General features: G+C 71.4%; 19 protein-coding genes and 2 pseudogenes. 7 read left to right on the top strand and 14 right to left on the bottom strand.

The window, feature by feature from the left end; genetic code table 11:
- Positions 1-35 precede the first annotated feature (35 nt).
- Together RI138_RS22215 and RI138_RS22210 are read right to left on the bottom strand one after the other, a co-directional pair.
- A complete protein-coding gene (locus RI138_RS22215) occupies positions 36-701 on the bottom strand; it encodes an isochorismatase family protein (protein ID WP_311121326.1) in 666 nt (221 codons plus the stop codon).
- 83 nt (positions 702-784) lie between these two features.
- Positions 785-1,927: a 3-deoxy-7-phosphoheptulonate synthase gene (locus RI138_RS22210; protein ID WP_373558751.1), complete on the bottom strand. Its 1,143-nt coding sequence runs from the start codon at positions 1,925-1,927 to the stop codon at positions 785-787.
- Between the two features lie 603 nt (positions 1,928-2,530).
- Here RI138_RS22210 and car point away from each other — a divergent pair.
- Complete coding sequence (car, locus tag RI138_RS22205; RefSeq protein WP_311122978.1) at positions 2,531-5,974, top strand: carboxylic acid reductase; 3,444 nt, start codon at positions 2,531-2,533, stop codon at positions 5,972-5,974.
- A 151-nt stretch (positions 5,975-6,125) separates the two neighbouring features.
- Here car and RI138_RS22200 read toward each other — a convergent pair whose 3' ends face one another.
- From RI138_RS22200 to RI138_RS22190, 3 genes are all read right to left on the bottom strand, one after another.
- Positions 6,126-7,253 carry an SPFH domain-containing protein gene (locus RI138_RS22200; RefSeq protein WP_311121325.1) on the bottom strand — a complete coding sequence of 376 codons (1,128 nt, stop codon included), beginning with the start codon at positions 7,251-7,253 and terminating at the stop codon, positions 6,126-6,128.
- A gap of 28 nt (positions 7,254-7,281) precedes the next feature.
- Positions 7,282-7,719, bottom strand: a complete 438-nt coding sequence (locus RI138_RS22195) for an NfeD family protein (protein WP_311121324.1) — start codon at positions 7,717-7,719, stop codon at positions 7,282-7,284.
- Between the two features lie 215 nt (positions 7,720-7,934).
- Entirely contained in the window at positions 7,935-10,115 is a 2,181-nt protein-coding gene (locus RI138_RS22190) for a DEAD/DEAH box helicase (protein WP_311121323.1), read from the bottom strand.
- A 136-nt stretch (positions 10,116-10,251) separates the two neighbouring features.
- Between RI138_RS22190 and RI138_RS22185 the strand changes: the two genes are divergently transcribed.
- Together RI138_RS22185 and RI138_RS22180 are read left to right on the top strand one after the other, a co-directional pair.
- Entirely contained in the window at positions 10,252-10,602 is a 351-nt protein-coding gene (locus tag RI138_RS22185) for a type II toxin-antitoxin system VapC family toxin (RefSeq protein WP_311122977.1), read from the top strand.
- A 214-nt stretch (positions 10,603-10,816) separates the two neighbouring features.
- Entirely contained in the window at positions 10,817-11,554 is a 738-nt protein-coding gene (locus RI138_RS22180; protein ID WP_311121322.1) for an alpha/beta fold hydrolase, read from the top strand.
- 70 nt (positions 11,555-11,624) lie between these two features.
- Here the strand turns inward: RI138_RS22180 and RI138_RS22175 are convergent, their stop codons facing one another.
- The 6 genes from RI138_RS22175 to RI138_RS22150 all read right to left on the bottom strand — a co-directional run bounded on the left by RI138_RS22175 (position 11,625) and on the right by RI138_RS22150 (position 16,520).
- On the bottom strand, positions 11,625-12,002 hold the full coding sequence (locus tag RI138_RS22175) for a hypothetical protein (RefSeq protein WP_311121321.1): 378 nt from the start codon (positions 12,000-12,002) through the stop codon (positions 11,625-11,627).
- 56 nt (positions 12,003-12,058) lie between these two features.
- Positions 12,059-13,273, bottom strand: a complete 1,215-nt coding sequence (locus tag RI138_RS22170) for a glycosyltransferase (protein ID WP_311121320.1) — start codon at positions 13,271-13,273, stop codon at positions 12,059-12,061.
- 90 nt (positions 13,274-13,363) lie between these two features.
- Positions 13,364-14,167, bottom strand: a complete 804-nt coding sequence (locus RI138_RS22165; protein ID WP_311121319.1) for a VOC family protein — start codon at positions 14,165-14,167, stop codon at positions 13,364-13,366.
- Positions 14,164-14,736: a dihydrofolate reductase family protein gene (locus tag RI138_RS22160; RefSeq protein ID WP_311121318.1), complete on the bottom strand. Its 573-nt coding sequence runs from the start codon at positions 14,734-14,736 to the stop codon at positions 14,164-14,166. The genes RI138_RS22165 and RI138_RS22160 overlap by 4 nt, the downstream gene beginning before the upstream one ends.
- Positions 14,737-14,893: 157 nt before the next feature.
- Positions 14,894-15,895, bottom strand: coding sequence for a GNAT family N-acetyltransferase (locus RI138_RS22155; RefSeq protein ID WP_311121317.1), 1,002 nt, complete (start codon positions 15,893-15,895; stop codon positions 14,894-14,896).
- Between the two features lie 79 nt (positions 15,896-15,974).
- Positions 15,975-16,520 carry a carboxymuconolactone decarboxylase family protein gene (locus RI138_RS22150; RefSeq protein WP_311121316.1) on the bottom strand — a complete coding sequence of 182 codons (546 nt, stop codon included), beginning with the start codon at positions 16,518-16,520 and terminating at the stop codon, positions 15,975-15,977.
- Positions 16,521-16,600: 80 nt separating this feature from the next.
- On the opposite strand from RI138_RS22150, the gene RI138_RS22145 reads away from it, so the two are divergent.
- On the top strand, positions 16,601-19,669 hold the full coding sequence (locus RI138_RS22145) for an AfsR/SARP family transcriptional regulator (protein ID WP_311121315.1): 3,069 nt from the start codon (positions 16,601-16,603) through the stop codon (positions 19,667-19,669).
- A gap of 2 nt (positions 19,670-19,671) precedes the next feature.
- Here RI138_RS22145 and RI138_RS22140 read toward each other — a convergent pair.
- Positions 19,672-19,924 (bottom strand): annotated as a pseudogene (locus RI138_RS22140) (IS110 family transposase); the annotation flags it as partial.
- A gap of 87 nt (positions 19,925-20,011) precedes the next feature.
- Positions 20,012-20,680 (bottom strand): class I SAM-dependent methyltransferase, encoded by a 669-nt coding sequence (locus tag RI138_RS22135; RefSeq protein ID WP_311121314.1) that lies wholly within the window; start codon positions 20,678-20,680, stop codon positions 20,012-20,014.
- 168 nt (positions 20,681-20,848) lie between these two features.
- On the opposite strand from RI138_RS22135, the gene RI138_RS22130 reads away from it, so the two are divergent.
- On the top strand, positions 20,849-22,126 hold the full coding sequence (locus RI138_RS22130; RefSeq protein ID WP_311121313.1) for an APC family permease: 1,278 nt from the start codon (positions 20,849-20,851) through the stop codon (positions 22,124-22,126).
- Between the two features lie 99 nt (positions 22,127-22,225).
- Complete coding sequence (locus RI138_RS22125; protein WP_311121312.1) at positions 22,226-22,426, top strand: hypothetical protein; 201 nt, start codon at positions 22,226-22,228, stop codon at positions 22,424-22,426.
- On the opposite strand, the gene RI138_RS22120 is transcribed toward RI138_RS22125, so the two are convergent.
- Positions 22,427-22,738, bottom strand: a complete 312-nt coding sequence (locus RI138_RS22120) for a PadR family transcriptional regulator (protein ID WP_311121311.1) — start codon at positions 22,736-22,738, stop codon at positions 22,427-22,429. It lies immediately after the preceding gene.
- A 525-nt stretch (positions 22,739-23,263) separates the two neighbouring features.
- Here RI138_RS22120 and RI138_RS22115 point away from each other — a divergent pair.
- Positions 23,264-23,845 (top strand): annotated as a pseudogene (locus tag RI138_RS22115) (Uma2 family endonuclease).
- The last annotated feature ends 3 nt before the right edge of the window (positions 23,846-23,848 follow it).

Genomic DNA, 23,848 nt, shown 5'->3' with positions numbered 1-23,848 from the left:
CTTCCCCGTGGGGTGAGGTGGTACGGACTGCGCGTTCACCGGCCGGCTCCGGAGTCGCCGGGTTCGCCGAGCTCACCGAGTGCGGTCTTGGTCGTGAGCACCCGGCCGGCGCGCCGTGCGACGTAGTCCAGGGCGAGGCGGTGGTCGTCGGCCGAGAAGTCGGCCACGGCGTCGGCAACCAGGAAGGGCTGGATGTCGTGGGTGTACGCGTCCACCGCGGTCATCAGGACGCCGATGTGCGCGTAGACGCCGCAGACGATCAGCTGGTCGCGCCGGTGGAAGCGCATGCGCTCCAGCAGGTCGGACCGGTGGAAGGCGCTGTACCGCCACTTGGTGAACTCCCAGTCGCCCGGCCGGGATTCGAGCCCGGGGACGATCCTGCGGTCCTCCGGGGTGGGGTTCATCCCCGGCCCCCAGAAGTCGCGGAGCAGACCGCGCTGCTGCGTGGTCATGCCGCCGGGCTGGGCGGTGTAGGCGACGGGAATGCCCAGCTCGGCGCAGCGGTCCCTGAGGAGGGCGGCGTTGGAGACGAGGGCGCCGCCGGGCTCGCCGGTGCGGGGAAAGGGCCTGAGGAAGAACTCCTGCATGTCGTGGAGGAGCAGCACGGCCCGGTCCGGGTCGGGCGCCCAGCTCACGGTGTTGTCGGGGAGGTCCCCTTCCGCCGGCATGGGGTAGGGCTCGACGGGCGGTATGTGAGGCACGGGAAGTCGCGTCCTTTCCGTGGTGAGTGGTGAGTGGTGAGTGGTGAGTGGTGACGGGATGTGTGAGGGAGGTGCGGGGAGGGCTATCCGCGCCAGGCGGAGACGACCTCGACCGCCTGCTGGGGGTTGAGCCGCGGGTCGCAGAAGCTCAGGTACTTCTCACCCAGCCGCCCGAGCTCGGCTTCGTCGCGCACGCACTCGACCACGGCCTCCGGAGTGGTCTCCAGGTGCAGCCCGGCGGCCACCCCGCCGTTCTGCGTGACGGCCTCCTGGAAGTTCACGACCTCCTGGACCACGGTCTTCACGAGGCGGGTCTTGGTCCCGTCCGGGCCGCTGACCGTGTTGCCGTGCATGGGGTCCGACATCCACAGGACGGGGTGCCCCGCGTCGTGAACCGCCTTGACCAGCGCGGGAAGGGTGCGGGCCGCGTGGTCCGCGCCCATCCGCGAGATGAGGGTGAGGCGGCCGGGCTGGCGCTGGGCGTCGAGCCGGTCGCACAGGGCCAGCAGCTCGTCCGGCGTCATCGTGGGTCCCACCTTGACCGCGACGGGGTTGGAGACGGCGGCGAGCAGCGCGATGTGCGGGCCGTCGAGCTGCCGGGTGCGCTCCCCCACCCAGGGCCAGTGGGTGGAGGTGAGGAGCAGCGAGCCGTCCGATTCCCGGCGCAGCAGGGGGAGTTCGTAGTCGAGCAGCAGCGTCTCGTGGCTCGTCCAGACGGGCACGTCGAGGTCCGTCCTGCTCTCGGTGCCGCGCCAGCCCAGGAAGTGGATGATGTCGCTGGCGGAGCGGTACCCGGACAGCAGGTTCCGGGGGTCGGGGCGCCGCAGCTCGGCGTCGGGCTCCGGGCGGTTGACCATGTGGCCGCGGTAGACGGGGAGTTCCTGCCCGTCTACCTTCTCGACGGCCGCCGAGCGGGGCTTGGCGTACTGCCCGGCGATCCGGCCGACCCGCAGCACCGGCAGACCGGAGGCCAGGCGCATCGTCCCGGCGAGGACGTCGAGCAGCGCGCCCTTGCGCCGGACGTCCGTCGGAGTCGCCTCCGCGGGGTCCTCCGCGCAGTCACCTGCCTGGACGATCTGGAGGCGGCCCGCGGCGGCCTCCATGAGCAGGGTGCGCAGCCGCTGCGCCGCCTCGGCGTCCACGAGGGCGGGCATCCGGCTCAGGTCCGTGCGGACCGCTTCGAGCTCGGGGTGGCCTTCCCAGTCGGGCTGCTGGAGTGCGGGCATGGAACGGAGATAAGAGACTATGTCGATCATTGGGTTCCCTCGCGTGGGCCGGACACGGGCGGTCCGGCTGTCGACAGACCTGGTGGTGCGCCAAGGAGCACGGAAAAGCAGGCGCAGAATCGGACGCGGAAGCACATGCGGATGCAGATGCGGATGGTGATGTCGCGCGCCCTTCGGCGGCTTTCGGCCGGAGAGTCCTTTCCCGGCATGAAAGCCCATGGAGATCCCGGGGTGTTGAGCCGCGTATCCATTGCTCAGCTCAGACGTGGAAATCCGGCGCTTCTCGCACCGCCGGCCGACCGGGACCATCTCTCGGACGGGTATCACTCTTGAGCCACGGCGGCCGACGGACAACCCGGCGGAACATAGTCCGTCAGGTGGACGGCGTCCCCGGGCCCAGCTCCTGCCGTTCGGCGGATCGCCCAGGGCGGACCTGACGGACTCCAACTCATGGGCTCGAATGTTCGGTTCGGCCACGCCTAGCATCACGGCGCGCCCTGGGCGATGGGGAGGGGATTTCGCCGGCCGCGCCCCGCGGGGCGATTCCCTGTTCGTCCGGCCTCAAGCGTCCGACGTCAAGAGTCGGCGTAATCCAGTGATGCGATACGGAGATTCATCATGCGACTTGCGCGAGTGATGGCCGACATAATGGAGCAGTTCGCCGAACGCCCCGCCCTCGGGGAACGCGCGAAGGAACTCGTCGAGGAGGCCGGTACGGGCCGTACCCGTATCGGCCTGCTGCCCCGGTACGAGATGACCACCTACGGCGAACTCTGGCAGCGGGTCCGCTCGGTGGCGAGCGCCTGGCACCACGACGGCAGCCCCTACGCGGTACGGGCCGGGGACCGGGTGGCGATTCTCGGTTTCGCCAGCATCGATTACACGACGGTCGATCTCGCCTGCGCCCATCTCGGTGCGGTCAGCGTTCCTCTCCAGACCAGCTCCGCGGTGTCACAGCTGAACGCCATCGTCGAGGAGACCGAGCCGGTCGTCGTCGCGACGAGCATCGAGCGCCTGGACACGGCGGTCGAACTGGCCCTGGCGAACCCGTCGGTGCGGCGCCTGGTGCTGTTCGACTACGTACCGGAGGTGGACGATCAGTCCGACCGGTTCACCGCGGCCCGGGAACGCCTGGCGGAGCACGGGCGCGAGCCGGTCATCGAACTCCTGGAGGACGTACGCGCACGAGGGGCCGAGCTCCCCCAGGCACCGCTGTTCGACATCGAGGGCGACGAGGACCCGCTCGCCATGCTCATCTACACCTCGGGCAGCACGGGAACCCCCAAGGGCGCCATGTACACCGAGCGGCTGGCCCGGGCCATGTGGGGCGGGGCCTGGTCGCAGCTGTTCTCGGACGAGCACGCGGCGAACCTCCACTACATGCCGATGAGTCATGTCGCCGGACATTCCTCGCTGAAGAACACCCTGGCGCGCGGCGGCACCACGTACTTCACGGCGAACAGCGACCTGTCCTCCTTCCTGGAGGACATGGCGCTGGCGAGGCCCACGGAGATGTCGCTGGTTCCGCGCGTGTGCGAAATGCTCTTCCAGAAGTACCAGAGCGAACTCGACCGCCGGTCGGCCAAGGGCGGCGACGGAGACCTGGAGCGGATCGAGACCGAGGTCAGGAAGGACATTCGCGAGAATGTCCTGGGCGGCCGTGTCGGATGGGCCAGTTGCGGATCGGCCCCGCTCTCCGCCGAACTCAAGGAATTCACCGAATCCCTGCTGGGGATCGAGGTGCACATCATCTACGGTTCCACCGAGGCCGCCGCCGTCTCGGTCGACGGAAAGCTCCTGAAGCCCCCGGTCATCGACCACAAACTCGTCGACGTACCGGAACTCGGCTACTACCGGACCGATTCACCGCACCCCCGGGGTGAACTCCTCCTCAAGACCGAGGCGATGGTGCCCGGCTATTACAAGCGGCCGGATCTCAACGCCGAGATATTCGACGAGGATGGCTATTACCGTACGGGCGACATCGTCGCGGAGACCGAGCCGGGACGTCATGTCGTCGTGGACCGGCGCAAGAACGTACTCAAGCTGTCCCAGGGCGAGTTCGTCGCCACCTCCCGCCTGGAGGCGGTCTTCGCGGTCAGCCCGCTGGTGCGGCAGATATTCGTGTACGGGAACAGCGAGCGGTCCTATCTGCTCTCGGTGGTCGTCCCGACCACGGATGCCCTGGAGCAGTCCGGCGACGACGAGACGACGCTCAAGAAGCTCCTCGGGGAGTCGTTCCAGGAGATCGCGAAGGAGGTCGGGCTCAACTCCTACGAGATACCGCGCGACTTCCTGATCGAGACCGAGCCGTTCAGCCAAAGCAACGGCCTGCTCTCCGACCACCGCAAGCTCCTGCGCCCCCAGCTCCTGGAGAAGTACCGCCCGGCCCTGGAGGAGACCTACTCCGCCATCGCCTCCAGGGAGAAGGACGAGCTGCGCGACGTACGCCGCGGCGGCAAGGACCGGCCGGCGCTGGAGACGGTGCAGCGGGCGGCCCAGGCGCTGCTGTCCACCGCGACGTCCGGGATCGGTCCCGGCACGCGCTTCCGGGAGATCGGCGGGGACTCCATGTCCGCGGTGACCTTCTCCGATCTCCTTTACGACATCTTCGGCATCCGCGTCCCCGTGGACGTGATCATCAGTCGCGGCACGGACCTGCGGCGGATCGCGGGCTATGTGGAGGAGAAGCTCGCGGCAGGTCCCGGGCGGGTGAGTTTCGCGTCGGTCCACACGGAGGGCAGCACGCGGGTCCGGGCCGTGGACCTGACCCTCGACAAGTTCATCGACGAGGAGACGCGTGCCGCCGCCCCGGCCCTGCTGCGGACCGTGGGACAACCGCGCACCGTGCTGCTCACGGGGGCCAGCGGCTATCTGGGCCGGTTCCTCTGCCTGGAGTGGCTGCGGCGGCTCGCCCCGGTGGGCGGCAAGCTGATCTGCGTGGTGCGCGGGTCGGACGACGCCGCGGCCCTGGCACGGCTGGTGGAGGCCTTCGGCGACCAGGACGGGGCCGGGGACGGCGAGCCCGCCCGGACGTTCCAGGACCTGGCCCGCGACCACCTGGAGGTCCTGGCGGGCGACATGGCGGAGCCCCGGCTCGGCCTGGACGAGCAGGTGTGGCAGCGGCTGTCCGGCGAGGTGGACCGGATCGTCCACGCCGGCGCCCTGGTGAACCACGTGCTGCCCTACAACCACCTCTTCGACGCCAATGTGGTCGGGACCGCCGAGCTGATCCGCCTGGGGCTCACGGGCCGGCTGAAGCCGTTCACGTACATATCGAGCGTGGCGGTCGCGGCGTCGCTGCCCGGCGGTGGGGCCCTGGACGAGGACTCCGACGTCCGCGTCGCCCTCCCCGACCAGCCGGTCGACGACGGTTACGCCAGTGGCTACGCGACCAGCAAGTGGGCCGGTGAGGTGCTGCTGCGGGAGGCGCACGACCTGTACGGCCTCCCGGTCACGACGTTCCGCTCGAACATGATCCTGGCGCACACCGGTTACGCGGGGCAGCTGAACGTCACCGACATGTTCACGCGGCTGCTGCTGAGCCTCATCGTCACGGGCATCGCCCCGCGCTCCTTCTACGAGACCGACGGCACGGACCGCCGCCCACGCGCCCACTACGACGGCCTCCCGGTCGACTTCACCGCAGAGGCCGTGGTGACGCTGGGAGGCGAGGCACGGGCGGGGTACCGGACCTACAGCCTGGTGAACCCGCACGACGACGGCATCTCGCTGGACACCTTCGTCGACTGGCTGAACGAGGCCGGTCACCGCATCGACCGGGTCGAGGACTACGACGACTGGCTCGCGAGGTTCGAAACGGCGCTGCGCGCGGCTCCGGAGCCGCAGCGGAAGCACTCGATCCTTCCGCTGCTCGACGCACACCGGACTCCGGAGCCTGTCATCAGCGGATCGGCCATTCCGTCCGCCCGCTTCCAGGCAGCGGTAAAGGAGGCGGGCCTGGGCCCGACGGGCGCTGTCCCGCAGCTCTCCCCGGCATTCATCAAGAAGTACGCGGAGGACTTGGGGCACCTGATCGCTCCGTGACCTCCGTGACGGAGGGGGGCGGTGCGCACACCTGACAGCGGGGCTGGGCGCACCACCCGGCGGGAGGGACGCTCAGCCGTACCCGTACCCGTAGCCGTACCCGTACCCGTACCCGTACCCGTACCGGTAAAGGTCCCGAGTGGCCCCGCTCTCACTCACCGTCGCCGTCGCCGGAGGTCCGCCCCCTGGAATTCGTCCCGGGCAGGCGGGCCTCCCCCACGGCCTCGGCCTCGGCCTTCGCGTCGCTCACGGCGGCGGCGGCCTGCATGGCGACCTCGTTGGCGGCCTCGGCGGCGTCCAGCGACAGGGACGAGGCGGCCTCCAGCTCCGCCGCGGCGCCCTCTCCCGAGGCGGACGTCCCCGCGGCGGCCGCCTCGTCGTCCTCGGCGGACGGAGGAAGCCCCGTGTTCGACTGGTCGCCGAAGGCGCTGGTCACGGCGCGGACTGCCTCGGTCAGCTCGCCGGGGATCACCCAGAACGTATTGTTCTCGCTCTTCGCGAGGTGCGGGAGCGTCTCCAGGTACTTGTAGGCGAGAACCTTCGCGTCGGCGTTGTTGCGGTGGACGGACTTGAAGACGAGCTCCACCGCCTTCGCCTCACCGTCCGCGCGCAGGATCATGGCCTGCTGCGTGCCCTGTGCCTCCAGGATGTCCTTCTGCTTCGTACCCTCCGCGGTGAGGATCTTGGCCTGCCGCTCCCCTTCGGCGTGGAGGATGGCCGCGCGCTTGTCACGCTCGGCACGCATCTGCTTCTCCATCGCCTCTTTGATGGTGTTCGGCGGATCGATGGCCTTGATCTCGACGCGGTTGACCCGGATGCCCCACTTGCCGGTCGCGTCGTCGAGGACCGCACGGAGCCGGGCGTTGATCTCCTCACGGGAGGTGAGGGTTCCCTCCAGGTCCATACTGCCGATGACGTTGCGCAGGGTGGTCACCGTGAGCTGGTCGATCGCCTGCAGATAGTCGGCGACCTCGTAGGCCGCTGCCCGCGGATCAGTGATCTGGTAGTAGAGCACGGTGTCGATGTTCACCACGAGGTTGTCCTCGGTGATCACCGGCTTGGGGTCGGACGAATACACCTGCTCACGCACGTCGAGCTTGGTGTTGACCCGGTCCGCGACCGGCATGACGAAGTTCAGACCGGGCTGGAGCGTCCGGCGGTACCGGCCGAACCGCTCGATGTTGTAGCGGCGCGCCTGCGGAACGATCCGTACCGTGGCGGCGACAAGAAAGACGACGACGATCACGGCCACAAGAATCGGGATGACAACCGGATCCATGCTTCCTCCTTCGCTCGTGTCCAGCCGTTCACGGGAGGAGCTCGCGGGGGTACACGACAGCGGTGGCACCCTCGATCTCCATGACGTCCACCAGTGCTCCCACCGGGATCACATGGGTTTCGTCGAGAGCACGGGCGGACCATTCCTCACCGGAGACCTTGATCAGCCCGTGGGTCGCGGTGACCTCCTGCACGACCTCGGCCCGCTTGCCGATCAGCGCGTCGCTGCCCTCGTGGGTAAGGGGTGACTGCGCCATGGCCCGCAGGGCGATGGGACGGACGACGAGGAGACCTGCTGCCGCTGCCAGTCCGAGGGCTACCAGCTGGCCGAGAAGACCGATGCCCACACCGGCCACGACAGCCGCGACCAGCGCCGCTCCGGCCAGCAACCCGAAGACCAGCGTCAGGGTGAAGAACTCCGCAGCGCCCAGCGCCGCGGCGGCGAGCAGCCAAGCAAGCCACGGCATCGAATCAGCCTCCCCAAGGGGACCTATACACCAATCTACCCTCCGGACACCGAACGGAACCGCTCATGCGTACGTCCGTACGAAACCGGCGACGCCCCGGGCCGGGCCCCGGCCCGCTTCGCCGAGTCCGTCAACGACCTGGGCGACCACGGCCAAGCGATCCTCCGCTCCCGGTTCTGGCGGGTGGGCGCCCCCACTGCCCGACCGCGTCCGATTCACTCGGTCGGCATGAGCCTCTCGTCCGTCATACCGAGACGAGCCTGTTCCTCCTCGACGATCCGGCGTGCCAGCTCGGTGTCCGACACGTCGACCGCGTCCGGGGTGGCTTCGGCCACGGCGCTGCGGCGGGCGTAGGCGTCGAACAGGCGCGTCTTGGCCTCCAGCATCTCCACCATGCGTTCGTCCACGCCCCCGGTGGCGAGGAGACGGTGCACGCGAACGGGCCTGACCTGGCCCATACGGTGGGCCCGGGCCACCGCCTGATGCTCGATGGTCGGCTTGATCTGGGGTTCGCAGATGACGACCACGGATGCGGCCTGCATGTTGAGGCCGACGCCCGCTGCCTGGATCTGCCCCAGGAGCACCGCGGGGCCCTGAACACCGGCGAAGTCGTCGACGATCTCCTGGCGACGCCCGGCCGGGACGCTTCCGGTCAGCGGACCGAGCACCGGAGTGGCCCCGGTGGTTCCGGCCGCGAGGGCCTCCCGCACAACGCCGAGTACGTCCTTGAAATTGGAGAAGACCACCGTCTTCTGCCCGTTCTCGCCTGCCTCCTGAACGATCTCCCGGAGCCGGTCCAGCTTGGCCGACTTCTCGGGGCGCATGTACGCGGCCCTGCGCATGGCCATGAAGTTGCCCGCGCGCACGGCTTCGCGGTACGCCTCCTCGTCCGATGCGCTCAGCTCCTCCCACTCGTCGGTCTGCTGGAGGCTCGGGAGTTCCGTGAGCACGTCCTCCTGGTTGCGCCGCAGGTAGACCGGGGCCACGGCCTTGCGGAAGGCCACCGATCCGGCCAGCGCGTCCCGCTCACCGAGGGAGTCCGCGACGTCGCCGTCGAGCATCCGGACCAAGTTGCGGAACTCCACGACCCTGTTCTCCATCGGGGTTCCGGTCATGAAAAGGGTGCGCTCGCAACGCTCCGCCCACAGGCCGACCGCTCGGGACCGCTTGGTCTTCGGGTTCTTCACGGCGTGCGCCTCGTCGACCACCAGCAGCCCGACCTCCCCGCCGCCCGGCGCGGGAAAGCCGCGCAGCGCGTCGAACGTGGTCACCCCCACGCCGCCCCGCCCCTTCCAGTCGGCGAACGCGTAGTGCCGGTCGGGTCCGTGGAGCACCATGACGCGCAGGGCGCTGCGGGCCTCGATCTCCCGCGTCCAGTTCACGAGGACGCTCGCCGGGCAGACGACCATGAAGTGACTCTGTCCCTCGGCGGCCAGGTGGGCGAGGACGGCGATCGCCTGGATGGTCTTCCCGAGGCCCATCTCGTCGCCGAGTATCACCTTGCGCTGCGCAAGCGCGAACCGTGCGCCGAACGCCTGGTAACCGCGCAGGGAGACCCGCCGGTGGGTGTCGTCGAGGTGCTGGGTCCGCACCCGCTCCGCGATCTCGTCCGACAGGAAGCCCTCTGCGGCAGCCGCGTCCGGCAGCCGCCCGGAGATCTCGGCGAGCAGGCTGTAGTACTCGGCGGAGCGGAGTTCGAAGTCCACCCAGGCCGCGACGTCGGACGAGTGCCCCCGAAGCAGGTCCACCGACGCCTGGGCGAGCAGCTCGGGCAGACCGGCCCGCTCCGCCTCGTCCACCAGCGACCGGATCTCGGCGACCGCCGCCCACGCGCGGGCCTTCTTCTCCCGGCCGGCCAGAAGCATCCGGACCCTGCTGGCGGCGGGCCTCGCGTCGGCCAGCAACGGACCGAGCCGTTCCGCCAGGTCGGTGGCCTTGTCGACCGCACGCCGGGCGTCCGGGCCTGCCTCCACCAGGACGTGCAGGGCCATGACGAGCGCGGTGGTACGCGGTTCCGGCCGGTCCACGTCGATGTGGACGGCCACGGTCTCGTGCACAGCCTCGGAAAGCCGGCGGGCGGCGGCGAGCATCTGGTCGACAGTGCGCTGCCCGACACCGGGAATCTGCCGCAGCCGGTAGGGGCCTGCTTCCAGGACGCTGCCCAGGGTGCGCAGTCCGCTCTTCTCGACGCTCCCCAGCCGCAGCCGCCCTTCGGTGACGTCCTGAAGCCGGGCGACGGGAATGGCGTCGAGCTCCCGCTTCACCGCCGCGTCGTGGATCGGCGTCAGTGCCGCGCGTACCGCCTCCACCGCCCGTCCGTGGTCACCGGCCACCGCCCGCGCCGCCTCATACAGTCGCGCTCCCCTGGCGACTGTGTCCCGCTCGCCACGCCCCACGCTTCCCGCCCCTCTCCGGCCCTCCCCGCATCCTCCCACCGCCCGCACGGGCCCCGACGGGCGTTCGCAGCTCCCCGCGGACCGATCGGACCCCACGGGGAGCTGTTCACCCCGAAGCCGTACGACCGCCGGTAGGATTGGCACCAAGGGTCGCGCCGTCGTCGCTCTGGTCCAGACGGCGTCGGAGGAGGGCGTGCGCGTTGCCACCAGCGCCATGACCATCCTTGAGGCCGACTACGAGCGCATCCACCCGGCCCGCGTCAAGTGGGTCCTCTCCCGCGTCGACGTTCACGACGTCACCAAGGAGATCGCCGACCGGGCCGCCGTCCTCCTTCGCACCCATCACCTTCACGGCCACGAGTACGCCATCGATGCCGCTCTCGCCGCCATCACCCGCAACGCGCCCCGGCCTGTCACTGTCCTCACCTCCGACCCCGAGGACCTGGCGCTCCTGTGCGGCCCTTCCGTGGAGGTCGTCAAGGTCTGAGACCAGGTCGCCGCCGCGCCTGCCCGGCCCAGGCGTCGCCACCGCACCACGGGGTGGCACTGGCCAGCCGAACCGGTCGATCACCCACTGCCCACCCAGGCGGAACACCGACACCCGCCCCCGCCAACCCCGTAGCCAGACCCCGCCCACCAGGCACCACACACAGAACACCGCTCTGGGACAGGGGCTCACCGCGCGCCGCTACGCTCGCCTCATGAGCGAGATCGCGGTGGTGCGGGATGGCTCCGGGCCGGAGATCCTGCTGGTGCATGGCGGTGCGAGCCCTCGGGCGACGTGGGGCCCTGTCGCTCCACTGGCCGACCGGTGGACACTGGCGTACGTTCATCGCCGGGGATATCCGCCGAGCCCACCACCGCGGAAACGTCAGGACTTCGCGGTGGACGCCCTGGACCTGGCCCCGCTGCTCGTCCGTCGGCCCCACGTCGTGGCCCACTCCTACGGCGCCCTCGGTGCGTTGGCCGCAGCCGCTGCCGCCCCGGGCAGCGTGCGCTCGCTCACCCTGATCGAGCCACCGCTCAACTACCTTGTCCCTGATGACCCCGAGGTGGCACGGCTCGAACGCCTCGGCGACACGGTCCTCGCCCGCGGTATGGATACGGCCCCGACCCAGCTGCGGGAGTTCCTCCAGCTCACGGGTGCGCCCGTGGTCGATGGCCCGCTCCCCGAAGACGTGGTCGCCGGTGTTCGACGGGCGCATGGTGGCCGACCGCCCAGCGAGGCGCGCCCGCAGCTCGACGTGATCCGGGACGCCGGCGTCCCGGTACTCGTCACGTCCGGAGACCACGCGGCCGCGCTTGAGCGGATCTGCGACGCCCTCGCGGATGCGCTCGGCGGGGAGCGCAGCGTGCATCCGGGCGCCGGTCACTTCGTCGCCGCAGCACCGGGCTTCGCCGAGCGGCTTGAGACCTTCCTGTGCGAGAACGTCACGTGACGGCCGGGTCCGGCTCCGCATGACGACCCGCAGACCGTCGCCGAGACCGGTTGCGCCGCCCACGGCCGGGTCAGGCCGGGCCTTCGGGTGCGCGAGATGAATCGAGTTCTGGCGCGCGTCGGCGGATGCGGATGCGCGGGGCCAGGTTCCCGTACTGGATGCGCCGCTGGATCTCCCGGGCGGCCGGCCCGACGGAGAGGCAGGGCACGAGCGTCTCGCGCAGGGCTCGCGGCGTCTCGCGGCCCAGGCCGGTGAGGAGGCACGCCTGGGACCAGGTGCCCCGAATGCCGTGGGACGGCGGGGGGGGGAGGCCCGCGATCCGCGCATCCCACCGGGCCCGGTCGGCCTTCGAGCCGCTCGCGGCGTGCCGGGACCGGGCCGGGCGGAGCCACGGCTGGGTCGAGGCGTGCACGAGGCGGTAGGCATCCTCGACCGCGTCGGCCGACACGCCGGCCCGCCGGCCCTTCATCCCGTCTCGGTTTTCTCGCCCCGACTCGGGGGGCCTCAGCGGACGGCGGCGTCGAGGAGCAGTCTCGCCGCCACCGTCGCGCCGTCGGTGCGGACGATGCCGGCGACGGCCTTCGCCCGTGCCGCCGTCTCGGAGGACAGGGCCGTGCCGAGCGCCGCGGACAGGGACGCGACGGTCGGGGCCGGGCCGTCGTGGGCCACGCCGATGCCCAGGTCGGCCACGCGGGCGGCCCAGTACGGCTGGTCCGCCAGCTGAGGCACCACCACCTGCGGGGCGCCCGCCCGGACGGCGGTGGTCGTGGTGCCCGCGCCGCCGTGGTGGACGACGGCCGCGACCCGGCGGAAGAGCGCCTGGTGGTTGGCCTCGCCCACGGCGCAGCAGTCGTCCCGGTCGTCGACGAGGCCCAGTTCCGCCCAGCCCCGCCCCACGAGGACCCGGCGGCCCTGTGCGCGGACGGCCTCGACGGCCACCCGGGCCGCGTCGTCGCCCGCGCTCACGGCCATGCTGCCGAACCCCACGTACACGGGCGGCGGGCCGGCGTCCAGGAACGCCTCCAGGTCGGCGGGCAGGGGCCGTTCGTCGGGGAGCACCCAGGCTCCGGTCTGTACGACGTCGAGGCCGGGCGTCTCCAGCCACGGGTCCAGCACCGGATCCGTCGCCAGCCACGGACGGTCGCCGAAGCCGTAGTCGCGGACGTTGTCCACCGGGAGCAGGCCGGCCGCCGCCCGGCTGGTGTTCACCGCCTCGCCGAACAGCGCGTCGATGCTCTGCGCGTCCAGCTCCCACAGGGCCCGGTGGTCGGTCACGTCCGGCGGGAAGGGCCGCCCGGGATAGGCCAGCGGCGGGCGGTGCGTCGAGGGCAGGGTCAGCTGCTGGAAGATCACGGTCACGCAGCCGATGCCCAGCTTCTCGGCCACCGACCGCGCACCGGCGATCGCCGGCATCGCGCCCGTCGCCAGCAGCACGTCACATCCCTCTGCCGCCGCGGGCATCACCTGCCACTGACTGGCGATCAGTTCCGCGGCGCGCCGGGGCAGATTGCCCTTCGACGGCGGCGGAGCCCCGGTCATCAGCGCGCGGGCCGACTGCCCGACACCCACCACCGACACGCCGACGCCGGCCAGGCGCTCCGCGAAGACCTCGTCCGGCGGCGCGCACACCCGTACCTCCGCGCCGAGTTCCCGCAACCGCACCGCGAGTCCCACCAGGGGTTCGACGTCGCCTCGCGACCCATACGTAGACAACAGCACACGCACTTCTTGAATCTCCTGTTTCGATGGTTTTCCGGCCGGGCCGACCCGTCGGGAGGCCCGGCCGGTGATCGGTGGTGCCTGTTCAGGTCACCGGGCCCATGGCAGTTCACGGGTGCCCTCCGTGCCGGGGACGGAGGACACCCCGTCGGAACGCATCGAGACATGGGCCTCGGCCCGTTCCGGGGCGTGGATCCGACGGAGGAGGCCGGCCGGCAGGATCAGGGTCTGGCCTGCCGTGACCTTCTCCGTACGGCCGCCGCAGGTCACCTCCAGCGCGCCCGTGGTGACCGTCCAGACCTGCTCACGGCTGATGAAGTGCTCGGGGCCGGTGGCGCCGGCGTCCATCATGACCGTCCAGGTGCTGAGTTCGGTGCTGCCTCGGCTGGGGGCCGCCAGACCGGCCGTGGTCGCGTTGGGGGAGACGGTGACGTGGTCGGGGGCGGGCGTGATCACGATCGCGGCGGCGCCCTGGTCGACGCCCGGGCCGGCGGCACGGGGTGCGCCGGTGGCGTCCGGCCATGAGACGAGCTGGACGACGACACCGTTCGGGTCGGTCATCTGGAACAGCCGCTCCCCCCACGGCTCTTCGCGCAGCGGCATGGTGATCGGAGCGCCCGCCGCGCGCAGCCGGGCTTCCTCCGCCGCGATGTCCGTGACCGTGACCGTGAGGGCCAGGATCAGACCGGCCGCCCGCTGGTCGCGCTGCTCGGCCGGCAGGACGTCCGTACCTCGGCGGAGGAGGACGACGTCGACGGCGGCGTCACCGCGGGTGAGGGACACGAAGCCGTCGTCGGCCGTGGCCACCTCGTAGCCGAGATGGGTGCACAGGAACGCGCGGGAGGCGTCCACATCGGCGACGGTGAGGGAGAGGGTGGAGGAGGAGACGTTCATGAGGGGTCCTTCGTGAAGTGGGTGATGGTCAGGCCGGAGTCGAAGGCGCGCGTGCTGGTGGGGACGAAGCGCGCCGGGGCGAAGGGGCCGTCGAACAGGGGGATGCCGGAGCCGAGGACGATGGGGTGGCGCTTGATGATCAGCTCGTCGATCTCGTCGCGCAGGACCGCCGCCAGCTTGCCGCCGCCGCACAGCCAGATGTCCATGCCGTCCTGCTGCTTGAGCTCACGGACGAGCGCGACCGGGTCGTCGACGACGGTCACCGCCGGATCGGGACTGGTGAGCGTGCGGGAGACGACGTACTGCTTCAGGTGGGCGTACGGGCTGGTCCACCCCGCCTTCAGGCCGGGGGCGTAGGTAGCGCGGCCCATGACGACGGTGTCGAAGCGCTCGGCGGAGCGGTCGGCGATGCCCAGCGCCTCGCGTGCGGGTGCGGGCATCGTCTCGGGGAAGTCGGCCAGGATCGCGGCGGCTTCCTCGCCTTCGAAGGGGAAGAAGTCGTACTGGTCGTCGGGACCGGCGATGTAGCCGTCGAGGGTGGCGGCGATGTAGTAGGTGAGCTTGCGCATGGACTGGCTCGATTCTGTGAGAAGGAGGACGGATCGGGGCGCGGATCTCGACTCTTGGGCGGCGACGTCATGGTTGTGTCGTGACGGCCTTGCTGCGATGGCCTGCCTGATGAACCGGCCTCAGCGATCCTGTTGGGCGAAATCCGGTTCGTACGGATCAGGCGGCCTGCACGTCGAGCTGGAGCTCGCGGGTGCGCCGGTAGGAACGGAAGCCCAGCTCGCGGTTGACCGCGAGCATGTGGACGTTGTCCTCGGCGTTGTCCGTCTCGATCTCGACGACGTCGGGATGCTCGGCGCGCAGCCGGCACACCATGGCGGCCTTGACCCACAGGCCCAGCCCGTGGCCGCGGTGTGCGGGCACGACCGCGGTGTCGTACTGCTGGGCACGCGGCCCGGACCCCCCGGGAAGCACGATCTCGGTGTAGCCGGCCATGGTGCCGTCGCCGTACACGGCGGCGATGGTCAGCAGGGTGTCACCGCGGCCGGCGACCACCTCGGCCATGGCGCGCACCCGGTCGGCGTCCCACTCCACACGGCCGTAGTCGAGATCGCCGACGGGCATGTCGTTCATCGCGTTCTTGGCGTCGGCGAAAGCCTCGGCCAGGTCGTCGGGAACCGTTCCGGTCCAGCCGTTCAGACGGTAGCCCGGGTGCTCGGCCCCGGCGATCCGCGGCAGGCCGGTCCCGGCCGGCTCGTCGAGGCGCAGGACGAGGTGATCCAGGGTGAGGGCCCGGCCAAAGCCGTGGCGCTCGCTGAAGGCCTCGCCCGGACCGTCGGCCGGGACCGCGGTGATCAGGCTGCGCCGGTCCTCGGTGCGGCAGGCCGCCACGGCCGCCGACAGCAGGAGCGAGCCGACGCCCAGGCGGCGGTGGGCGGGGGCGACGTGGAGTTCCAGCTCGGCCAGGTGCTCCTGGCCGGGGGAGGTGAACAGCCGCAGGCCGGCGACTCCGACCGGGGTGCCGTCCGCACCGGTGGCCAGCCAGGTCAGCAGGCGGCTGCGAAGAGCGGGCCCCGTGAGCTGGGCCTGGATCTGTCGGAGGTCGGGGACCGGCGCTCCGGGCGGATCGTGGGCCGTCGACGCGGCGACGACCCGGTGCCATGCGGTGGACTCGGCAGGCGAGACGCGCTGGAGCGAACGGATGTGTACGGAAGTGGTCAAGGCGATGGCTTTCGTTTCGGGGGGCCGGGGCGATCCCGGAGGCGTGCGGCCCGGAGCGAGTCGGCGGCTTCACTTGCTGTCAGTCGGTGTGGCGCACCAGCGGCCAGTCGATGTCGACCCGGGCGGCCGTGGCGAGGTAGTTGGTGAACACGTTGAGAGCGACATGGGCGACGACCTCGACGACCTGCCCGTCGGACAGGCCGGCCCGCCGGGCCGCGGCCAGTTGCTCGTCGGTGACGCTCCCGCGGTCACGGAGCACCACGGCGGCCAGCTCCAGGACGGCGGCGATTCGGCGGTCGCCGGCCGCGCCCCGGCGTGCTCGGGCGGCCTCGGCCGGGCTCAGCCCGGCCAGCCTGGTTGCGAAGAAGGCGTGCACCGACAGGCAGTAGTCGGACCCGTTCTCCTGCGCCACCAGCAGCGCGATGCTCTCGCGCACCTCCGCCGGCAGGGTTCCCCGCGTACTCAGGGCGGTCACCGCGCCCAGGTACCCCTTCAGCACGGCCGGGCTGTTGGCCATCACCCTCGCCAGGTTGGGGACCAGCCCGAGGGTCCGGTGCGTGGCGGTGAACAGGGCTGCGGTCTCACCGGTCGCGGCCTCCGGTTCGACGGTGTGGAGTGCTTTCATGCCGGTAACCCTGCCGGTCGATCTTGATACATTCCCGATGCGTCTTCGATGCACGCGATGGCGACCCCTGGAGTGACGGCATGCGGTTCACGATCCTCGGCCCGGTGGAGGCCGTGGCTCCCGGTTCCGACGTGCCCGGCCTGGCACCCCGGCACCGTGCCGTGCTGGCCTATCTGCTGCTGCACGCCGGGGCCGTGATCAGCACGGATCGCCTGATCGACGCCATGTGGGGGCCGCTGCCGCCCGATTCCGCCCGCGCGCAGATCCAGACCACGATCGCCGCGATCCGGCGGATGCTGCGCGCCGCGGACGCCGACCGGATGCTGGCCACGCGCCCGGCCGGGTACGTGATCACCCCGGAGCCGGGACAACTCGACCTGGACGAGTTCACCAGCCTGACCGTCGGAGCACCGGCCGTCTCCGACGACCCGGGTGCCGCCGTGGACCGGATACGTGCCGCGCTGGCGCTGTGGCGGGGAGAGCCGCTGGCCGGCCTCACCGCCCACTACGTCGAGAGCGCCCGAGCACGTCTGAACGGGCAGATGCTCACCGCAGTCGAACGCCTGGCCGATCTGGAACTGGCCCGGGGACGGCACGACGACCTCATCGACGAACTGTCCGTCCACGCGGCGGCCAACCCCCTGCGGGAGCGGCTCCGCTGCCAGCTGATGCTCGCCCTGCACCGCGCCGGACGCCAGACGGACGCGCTGCACGCGGCGAGGACCTTCCGGGAGACCCTGGCCGACGAGCAGGGGCTGGACCCGAGCCACGCGTTCGGGAAGCTTGAACAGGACATCCTGCGCGACGCCCCCGACCTGCGGCCGCCGGTCACCGCTCCGGCGAAGCCGCAGGTGACCAGCTTCCTGCCGTACGACGTCCCGGACTTCACCGGACGCGAGGACGAGCTCGACGAGCTGATCCGCCTGTGGTCCGGCAACAACACCGGTGTCGTGACGATCTCGGCGATCGACGGGATGGCCGGGGTCGGCAAGACGACGCTCGCCGTCCACCTGGGACACCGCCTCGCGGACCGGTTCCCGGACGGCCAGCTCTTCGTCGACCTGCAGGCGCACACCGCCGGTCAGCCGCCGCTCGACGCCGGTGCGGCGCTCGAAATCCTCCTCGGCCAACTCGGCCTGCCCGCCCAGCACATCCCCGCGTCGGTCGCCGACCGCGCCGCCCTGTGGCGGTCCGAGCTCTCCAGCCGCCGTGTGCTGGCCGTACTGGACAACTCCCTCGGCGTCGAACAGGTCCGCCCGTTGCTGCCCGGGACCTCCAGCACCCTCGTCCTGATCACCAGCCGCCGACGCCTGACCGACCTGGACGGCGCGCACGCGCTGTCCCTGGACGTGCTGCCCGCCACGGACGCCGTGGCGCTGTTCACCGCGATCGTCGGCGAGCGGGCGGCCGCCGAACCCCTCGCCGTCCTCGACGTCCTGCAACTGTGCGGATTCCTGCCGCTGGCCGTCCGCATCGCCGCCGCCCGTCTGCACCATCGCCCCCGCTGGACCGTCGCCCACCTGGCCGACCGGCTCCGCGACCAGCGCCGCAGACTCGCCGAGCTGGCCACGTCGGAGCGGGGGGTCGCGGCGGCGTTCACTCTGTCGTACGAGCACCTGACCCCGGACCAGCAGCGCATGTTCCGGCTCCTGGGGCTCCAGCCGGGCCGGGACATCACCCCCGAGGCGGCGGCCGCGCTGGCCGACCTCCCGCTCGACGACGCCGAGACGCTTCTGGAAGACCTCCTGGACGCCCACGTCCTGACCCAGCACCAGCTCGGCCGGTACACCTTCCACGACCTGTTGCGCGAACACGCCCTCGCCACCGCGGCCGCCGAGGAGGCCCCCGACGCCCGGCGCGAGGCCCTCGGCAGACTGTTCCACCACTATCTCCACACCGCCGCCACGGCCGTCGACCACCTCTACCCCGAGGGCAAGGACCGCAGGCCGCGCGTGCCCGCCCCGGACTTCCCCACCTCTCTCCCGCGCGACGAGTCCGAGGCGATCAGCTGGCTGGACAGCGAGCGCGCGAACCTCATGGCGTCCGGCCATTACGCGGCCGAGCACGACTGGCTGTCCCACACAGGCCGGCTGGCCGCCACCTTGCACCGCTACCTGCTCGGCCACGCCCATCAGGGCGACGCGCTGGCCCTCGACGACCTGGCACTGCGCGCCGCCCGCCGCGGCGGCGACACGGCCGCCGAAGCCCGCACGCTCATCGACCTCGGCCAGGTGCACTTCTGGTGGCACGGCGCCTACGAGAAAGCGGCCGAGCACTACCGGCACGCGCTGGACCTCGCACGCGGGATCGGCGACCGGAGGGCAGCGGCCGACGCGCTGCAGGCCCTCGGCGCCGTCTCCACGCGGCGACGGGAGTACGACCGGGCCCGGGAACACGGCGCGCAGGCCCTCGCGCTCTTCCGCGAGCTCGGGGACCGGAGCGGCGAGGCCAGATGCCTGACCTACCTCGGCATCGTGCACGAACGCCAGGGACGGTACGAGGACGCGCACGAGAACCACCGGCAGGCCCTGCAGGTCCACCGCGCGACGGGATCCCGCATCGGCGAGACCGTCGTGCTGAACAACATCGGGCTGGTCCACCAGCGGCAGGGCCGCTACGACGAGGCCCGGCACCGTCATCACGAGGCCCTGGAGCTGAGTCGCAGATTCGACTTCCCCGGCGACGAGGCAGAGTCGCTCAACGCCCTCGCCGAAGCCGCCCGGTCCATGGGCGACCTCGACCGGGCCGCGACCGAACACGACTCCGCACTGACCCTCGCCCGCGAGTCCCGCTACCGCCCCGAGCAGGCCCGCGCCCATGACGGCCTGGCGCGCGTCCACCGCGACCTCGGCCGCTTCGACCTCGCCCGCGACCACGCCCGCCAGGCGCTCGACCTCTACACCGCCCTCGCCGTGCCCGAGGCCGACGAGATACGGACCTTCCTCACGGGGCTGCCGTCGGCCGGGAACGCACCCGAACCGCCGGAGACATCCGCCGCAGGCCGGCCTGAAGAATCTCTCCCCCGGCCCCCGAGCGGGTGGCGCGCACGCTCGGACGGCTGGTTCGGCGGTTGCTTCTTCCCTCCAGGTGTCATGTGTTCTGTCGGGTCATGCGAGCTGCCTGGACAGACAGGGACTTCCCAATCGTGATGTCAAGCCGCTCCCGTGACGGGAGGTGAACCTTGATAGCACTGTCCGTCACGGATCATGGCCCCACAGGACGTTGAGCCGGCGGCGGCCGAGCGCGAGCAGGGCCTGCTTGCGGCCCTTCCCCACCCTCCGCTTGCGGAGGGAGCACGCCTTGGACGCGGGGCACGTAGTAGCGCTCACCATCGCCGAGAGATACATCGACCGCAGCAGGCCGCGGTGGTATCGCCTGGGCCTGCGCAGGTTGCCGCCAACCCGTCGCGTCCTCCCTCTGGTTGAGTCACCCCGCTCCCTTCCGCCGTTTGATCACGGTGGCAGCCCGCGTACGCGATGGCCCGTGTCCGGTCAGCGTGGCAGTGATTGAGTGACTCGCCACAGGCGGCGGGGCAGCTCGCCCTCCTCGAAGGCGTGGACTTCGTCCAGAATCCAGCCGTCGGCCAGGGCGTCGACGAGCGCGCGGTCGAAGAAGTGCACGGCGAAGCCACCGTGTTCGAAGACGTCGTCGCCGCGGGCGATGCCGGTGCCGTAGTGGGCGTCGCCGGTGTGCCGGACGGTGTAGACGAGGACGCCTCCCAGCCGCAGAACCCGGCGGATCTCACGGACTGCGGCGTGGATCTCCGCTGTCGACAGGGCCATGCACAGCAGCATGTGCGCGAAGACCGCGTCGACGGACGCGTCCGGCAGCGGCAGGGGCTCGCGCACATCATGCACAGCGGCCGTCACCCGCTCGGCCACCTGCTGCTGCCCGGCTGCGGCGCGCAGCTGGTCCAGGCCGGTCGCGGAGAAGTCGGTGGCCTGGACGGTGAATCCCTCGCGGGCGAAGTACAGGGCGTCGCGACCGTGGCCGGCGCCCAGCTCCATGACCTCCCGGGCCCCGGACGCACGGAAGACGGCGGCGGCGTGGACCGCCGGTGAGGACGGCCCCTCCCCGTACATCCCCGGGTGGGCGCTATAGGTCTGCTGCCAGTGGCGGCGCTGCACCTCCGCCAGCTCGCGGTCCGGCTGCTGCGTCATGGCACTCCCTCGTCCGCTTGGATCAGCACAAGCCTAGAGGGGCCGGGCCGCCCCCTCGCTGCTGGTCACTGCTGGCGCTCAGGGCCCTGCGGCCCGACTGCCGACTCATATATCGTCTTCCGATATCGGAGCTCGTTGGTGGTGGCTCCGCCGCCGAGGGAGTGGTCCATGAGCAGTCCGTCAACCCCCGCCGCCGATGCCCCGGGAGGGCTGCGGCGGCACCTCGGCGTGGGTGACGCCGTCCTGATCGGTCTGGGATCGATGATCGGCGCGGGGATCTTCGCCGCGCTCGCCCCGGCCGCCCGCGCCGCCGGTTCCGGACTGCTGATCGGCCTGGCTCTGGCGGCGGTGGTGGCGTACTGCAACGCCACCTCCTCCGCGCGGCTCGCGGCCCGCTACCCGGCCTCCGGCGGCACCTACGTATACGGCCGCGAACGCCTCGGTGACTTCTGGGGCTACCTGGCCGGGTGGGCGTTCGTGGTCGGCAAGACCGCCTCCTGCGCGGCGATGGCGCTCACGGTCGGTTCGTACGTGTGGCCGGGACAGGCCCAAGCGGTCGCGGTCGCGGCGGTGGTGGCGCTGACCGCGGTGAACTACGCCGGGGTGCAGAAGTCCGCGCTGCTGACTCGCGCGATCGTGGCCGTGGTCCTGGCCGTGCTCGCCGCCGTGGTGGTCGCCGCGCTCGCTTCCTCCGCATCGGACGCGGCCCGGCTGGATGTCGGCCCGGACGCCACCTTCGGCGGCGTGCTGCAAGCGGCGGGCCTGCTCTTCTTCGCTTTCGCCGGATACGCGCGCATCGCCACCCTCGGGGAGGAGGCCCGCGACCCCGCTCGCACCATTCCTCGGGGCATCTCGATCGCGCTGGGCATCACCCTCGTCGTCTACGCCCTCGTGGCGACCGCCGTCCTGATGGTGCTGGGCCCGAAGGGGCTGGCGGACGCGACCGCGCCGCTGTCGGATGCCGTCCGGGCCTCGGGCGCCGACTGGCTGGCTCCGGTCGTCCGTGTCGGCGCGGCGGTGGCCGCGCTCGGCTCGCTGCTCGCGCTGATCCTCGGCGTCTCCCGCACGACCCTCGCCATGGCCCGCGACCGGCACCTGCCGCATGCCCTGGCCGCCGTCCACACGAAGTTCCAGGTCCCGCACAGGGCCGAACTCGTCGTCGGCGCCGTCGTCGCGGTCCTCGCCGCCACGGCCGACGTACGCGGCGCGATCGGCTTCTCCTCCTTCGGCGTGCTGGCCTACTACGCCATCGCCAACGCATCCGCCTGGACCCTCACTCCGGCCGAGGGCCGCCCGCCCCGGACCGTCCCCGTCCTGGGGCTGGCCGGGTGTCTGGTCCTGGCCTTCGCGCTGCCTCTGACCTCGGTTGTCTCGGGTGCCGCCGTGCTCGCCCTGGGGGCTGCCGCGTACGGTGTGCGCCGCGCAGTCGCTGCCCGCAGGCCGTAGTCCGGCGCGCCACGCCCGGGCGGCGGGCAAGCGTCCCCGCCCCTCTGCCTCTCGGGACGACATCGGCATCCGATACGCCCCCGGGAGGCGCATCCCCCTATGGCACAGCCCAGCACCCGGCAGGCGAAGCCGACCACGACCAGTGCACCCGCCGCGACGGTCCTTATCCGCGCCTACGTGGCTGCCGTCCTCCTGCCCGAGGGCCTGCTCCTCGTCGGCGCGGGCGCCTACTCCCCCGACGCCCGCCCGGCCCGCGCGCAGGCCGCCACCCCGGCAAGCTCACCGGCCGTCTTCGACTGATCAGGCCGGGGCGCCGTCGTCTCCGAGGACCTCGCGGGCCAGCTCCTTGAGGGCCCTGCGGTCTTCGGCGAGGGCCTCCTTCCCGGCCTCGGTGGCCCGGTAGACGCGCCGTGTCCGGCCGTCGACGACCTGCTGCTCGGAGATGAGCAGTCCGTCGGCCTCCAGACGGTGCAGCGTGGGGTACAGGGTCCCGGGGCTGATCTGGTAGCCGTGGCGGGCCAGTTCCCCGGTCATCCACGCGCCGTGGATCTCCTCCTCGGCCGCGTGGTGCAGGATGTGCAGCCGCACCGCGCCCCGCTGGAACTCCCGCACCCCGTACACCTCCGCGCCGCCGTCGCGGCAGTGACGAAACCGATATCGGCCTTCGAGTCTACGCCGCCCGGGGCTCTTCCCGGCCCGGCAGCAGACCTCGGCATGGCAGTGAGGAGACGTACGACGCCTGGCCGCCACACCAGCCCCTGCGAGTCCGGCACTCCGCGACGACCTCAAGGGGCGTGGCCGGATGCCGCCGATGACGTACGGTTCCACCTGCTCCCGTTGGGCCTTCTCCGTGAGGGCGTTGGCCTGGGCAACCGCCCTCGCCCGACGCTGGTTCTCCACGCGGGCCCGGAACTTCTCCACGCGGGCCCGGAACTTCTCCACGCGGGCCCAAAACACGGCCGTCGTGGAGAAGACAAGAGCCGCCAAGGAAATGCCCACCGTGGCGACCTGAACCGCTGAGTCGCTCACGACGGGATGCGAGGCAGGTAGCTGGCTACAGCGTGGAAAGTTACCGATAGTCGTCCGGCCGAGATCGCCGGCTCCCCAGCCTGAGCTCCGGGCCGCTACCGTGAAGCCATGACCGCACTGCCCGACTGGATGCGCCCGCCGCGTGCGGAAGGCTGATTCGCGGACGACCTCGACCGCCTCCCCGAGGCGCCCCGCCACACCGAGCTGATCGACGGAGCCCTCGTCTTCACGATGGCGCCCCAGAGGTGGTGGCATGGCCACCTCGTCACGATGCTCACGGCCGCGCTCATGGAGCAGGTGCCCGCCGACACCAGAGTCGGCCGCGAGATGACCATCAAGCTCGACCCGCGCAACCGTCCCGAACCGGATCTGCTGGTGACGACGGCCGCCTTCGACGGGGACCGCACCTGGTTCGCGCCAGAAGACGTCCAGCTCGTCATCGAGGTCGTCTCCCCCGAGTCCGCCCATCGCGATCGCACAGTAAAGCTCCGCAAGTACGCGGAGGCCGGCATCCCGCACTACTGGTGCATCGAGGACGGGGGCGGGGCACCTGTCGTCCACGTCTACGAGCTCGACGACCCCACCGGCGCATACGCGCCCGCCGGGATCTTCCGAGGCACCCTCCAGCGCCCCGTGCCCTTCGAGGTCAGCCTGGACCTCGACAAGCTCACACCGCCCCGAAGCAGCTGAGAA

The organism is Streptomyces durocortorensis, assembly GCF_031760065.1.
Lineage (GTDB): Bacteria > Actinomycetota > Actinomycetes > Streptomycetales > Streptomycetaceae > Streptomyces.
This window is presented reverse-complemented; position numbering and strand designations above follow the sequence as displayed.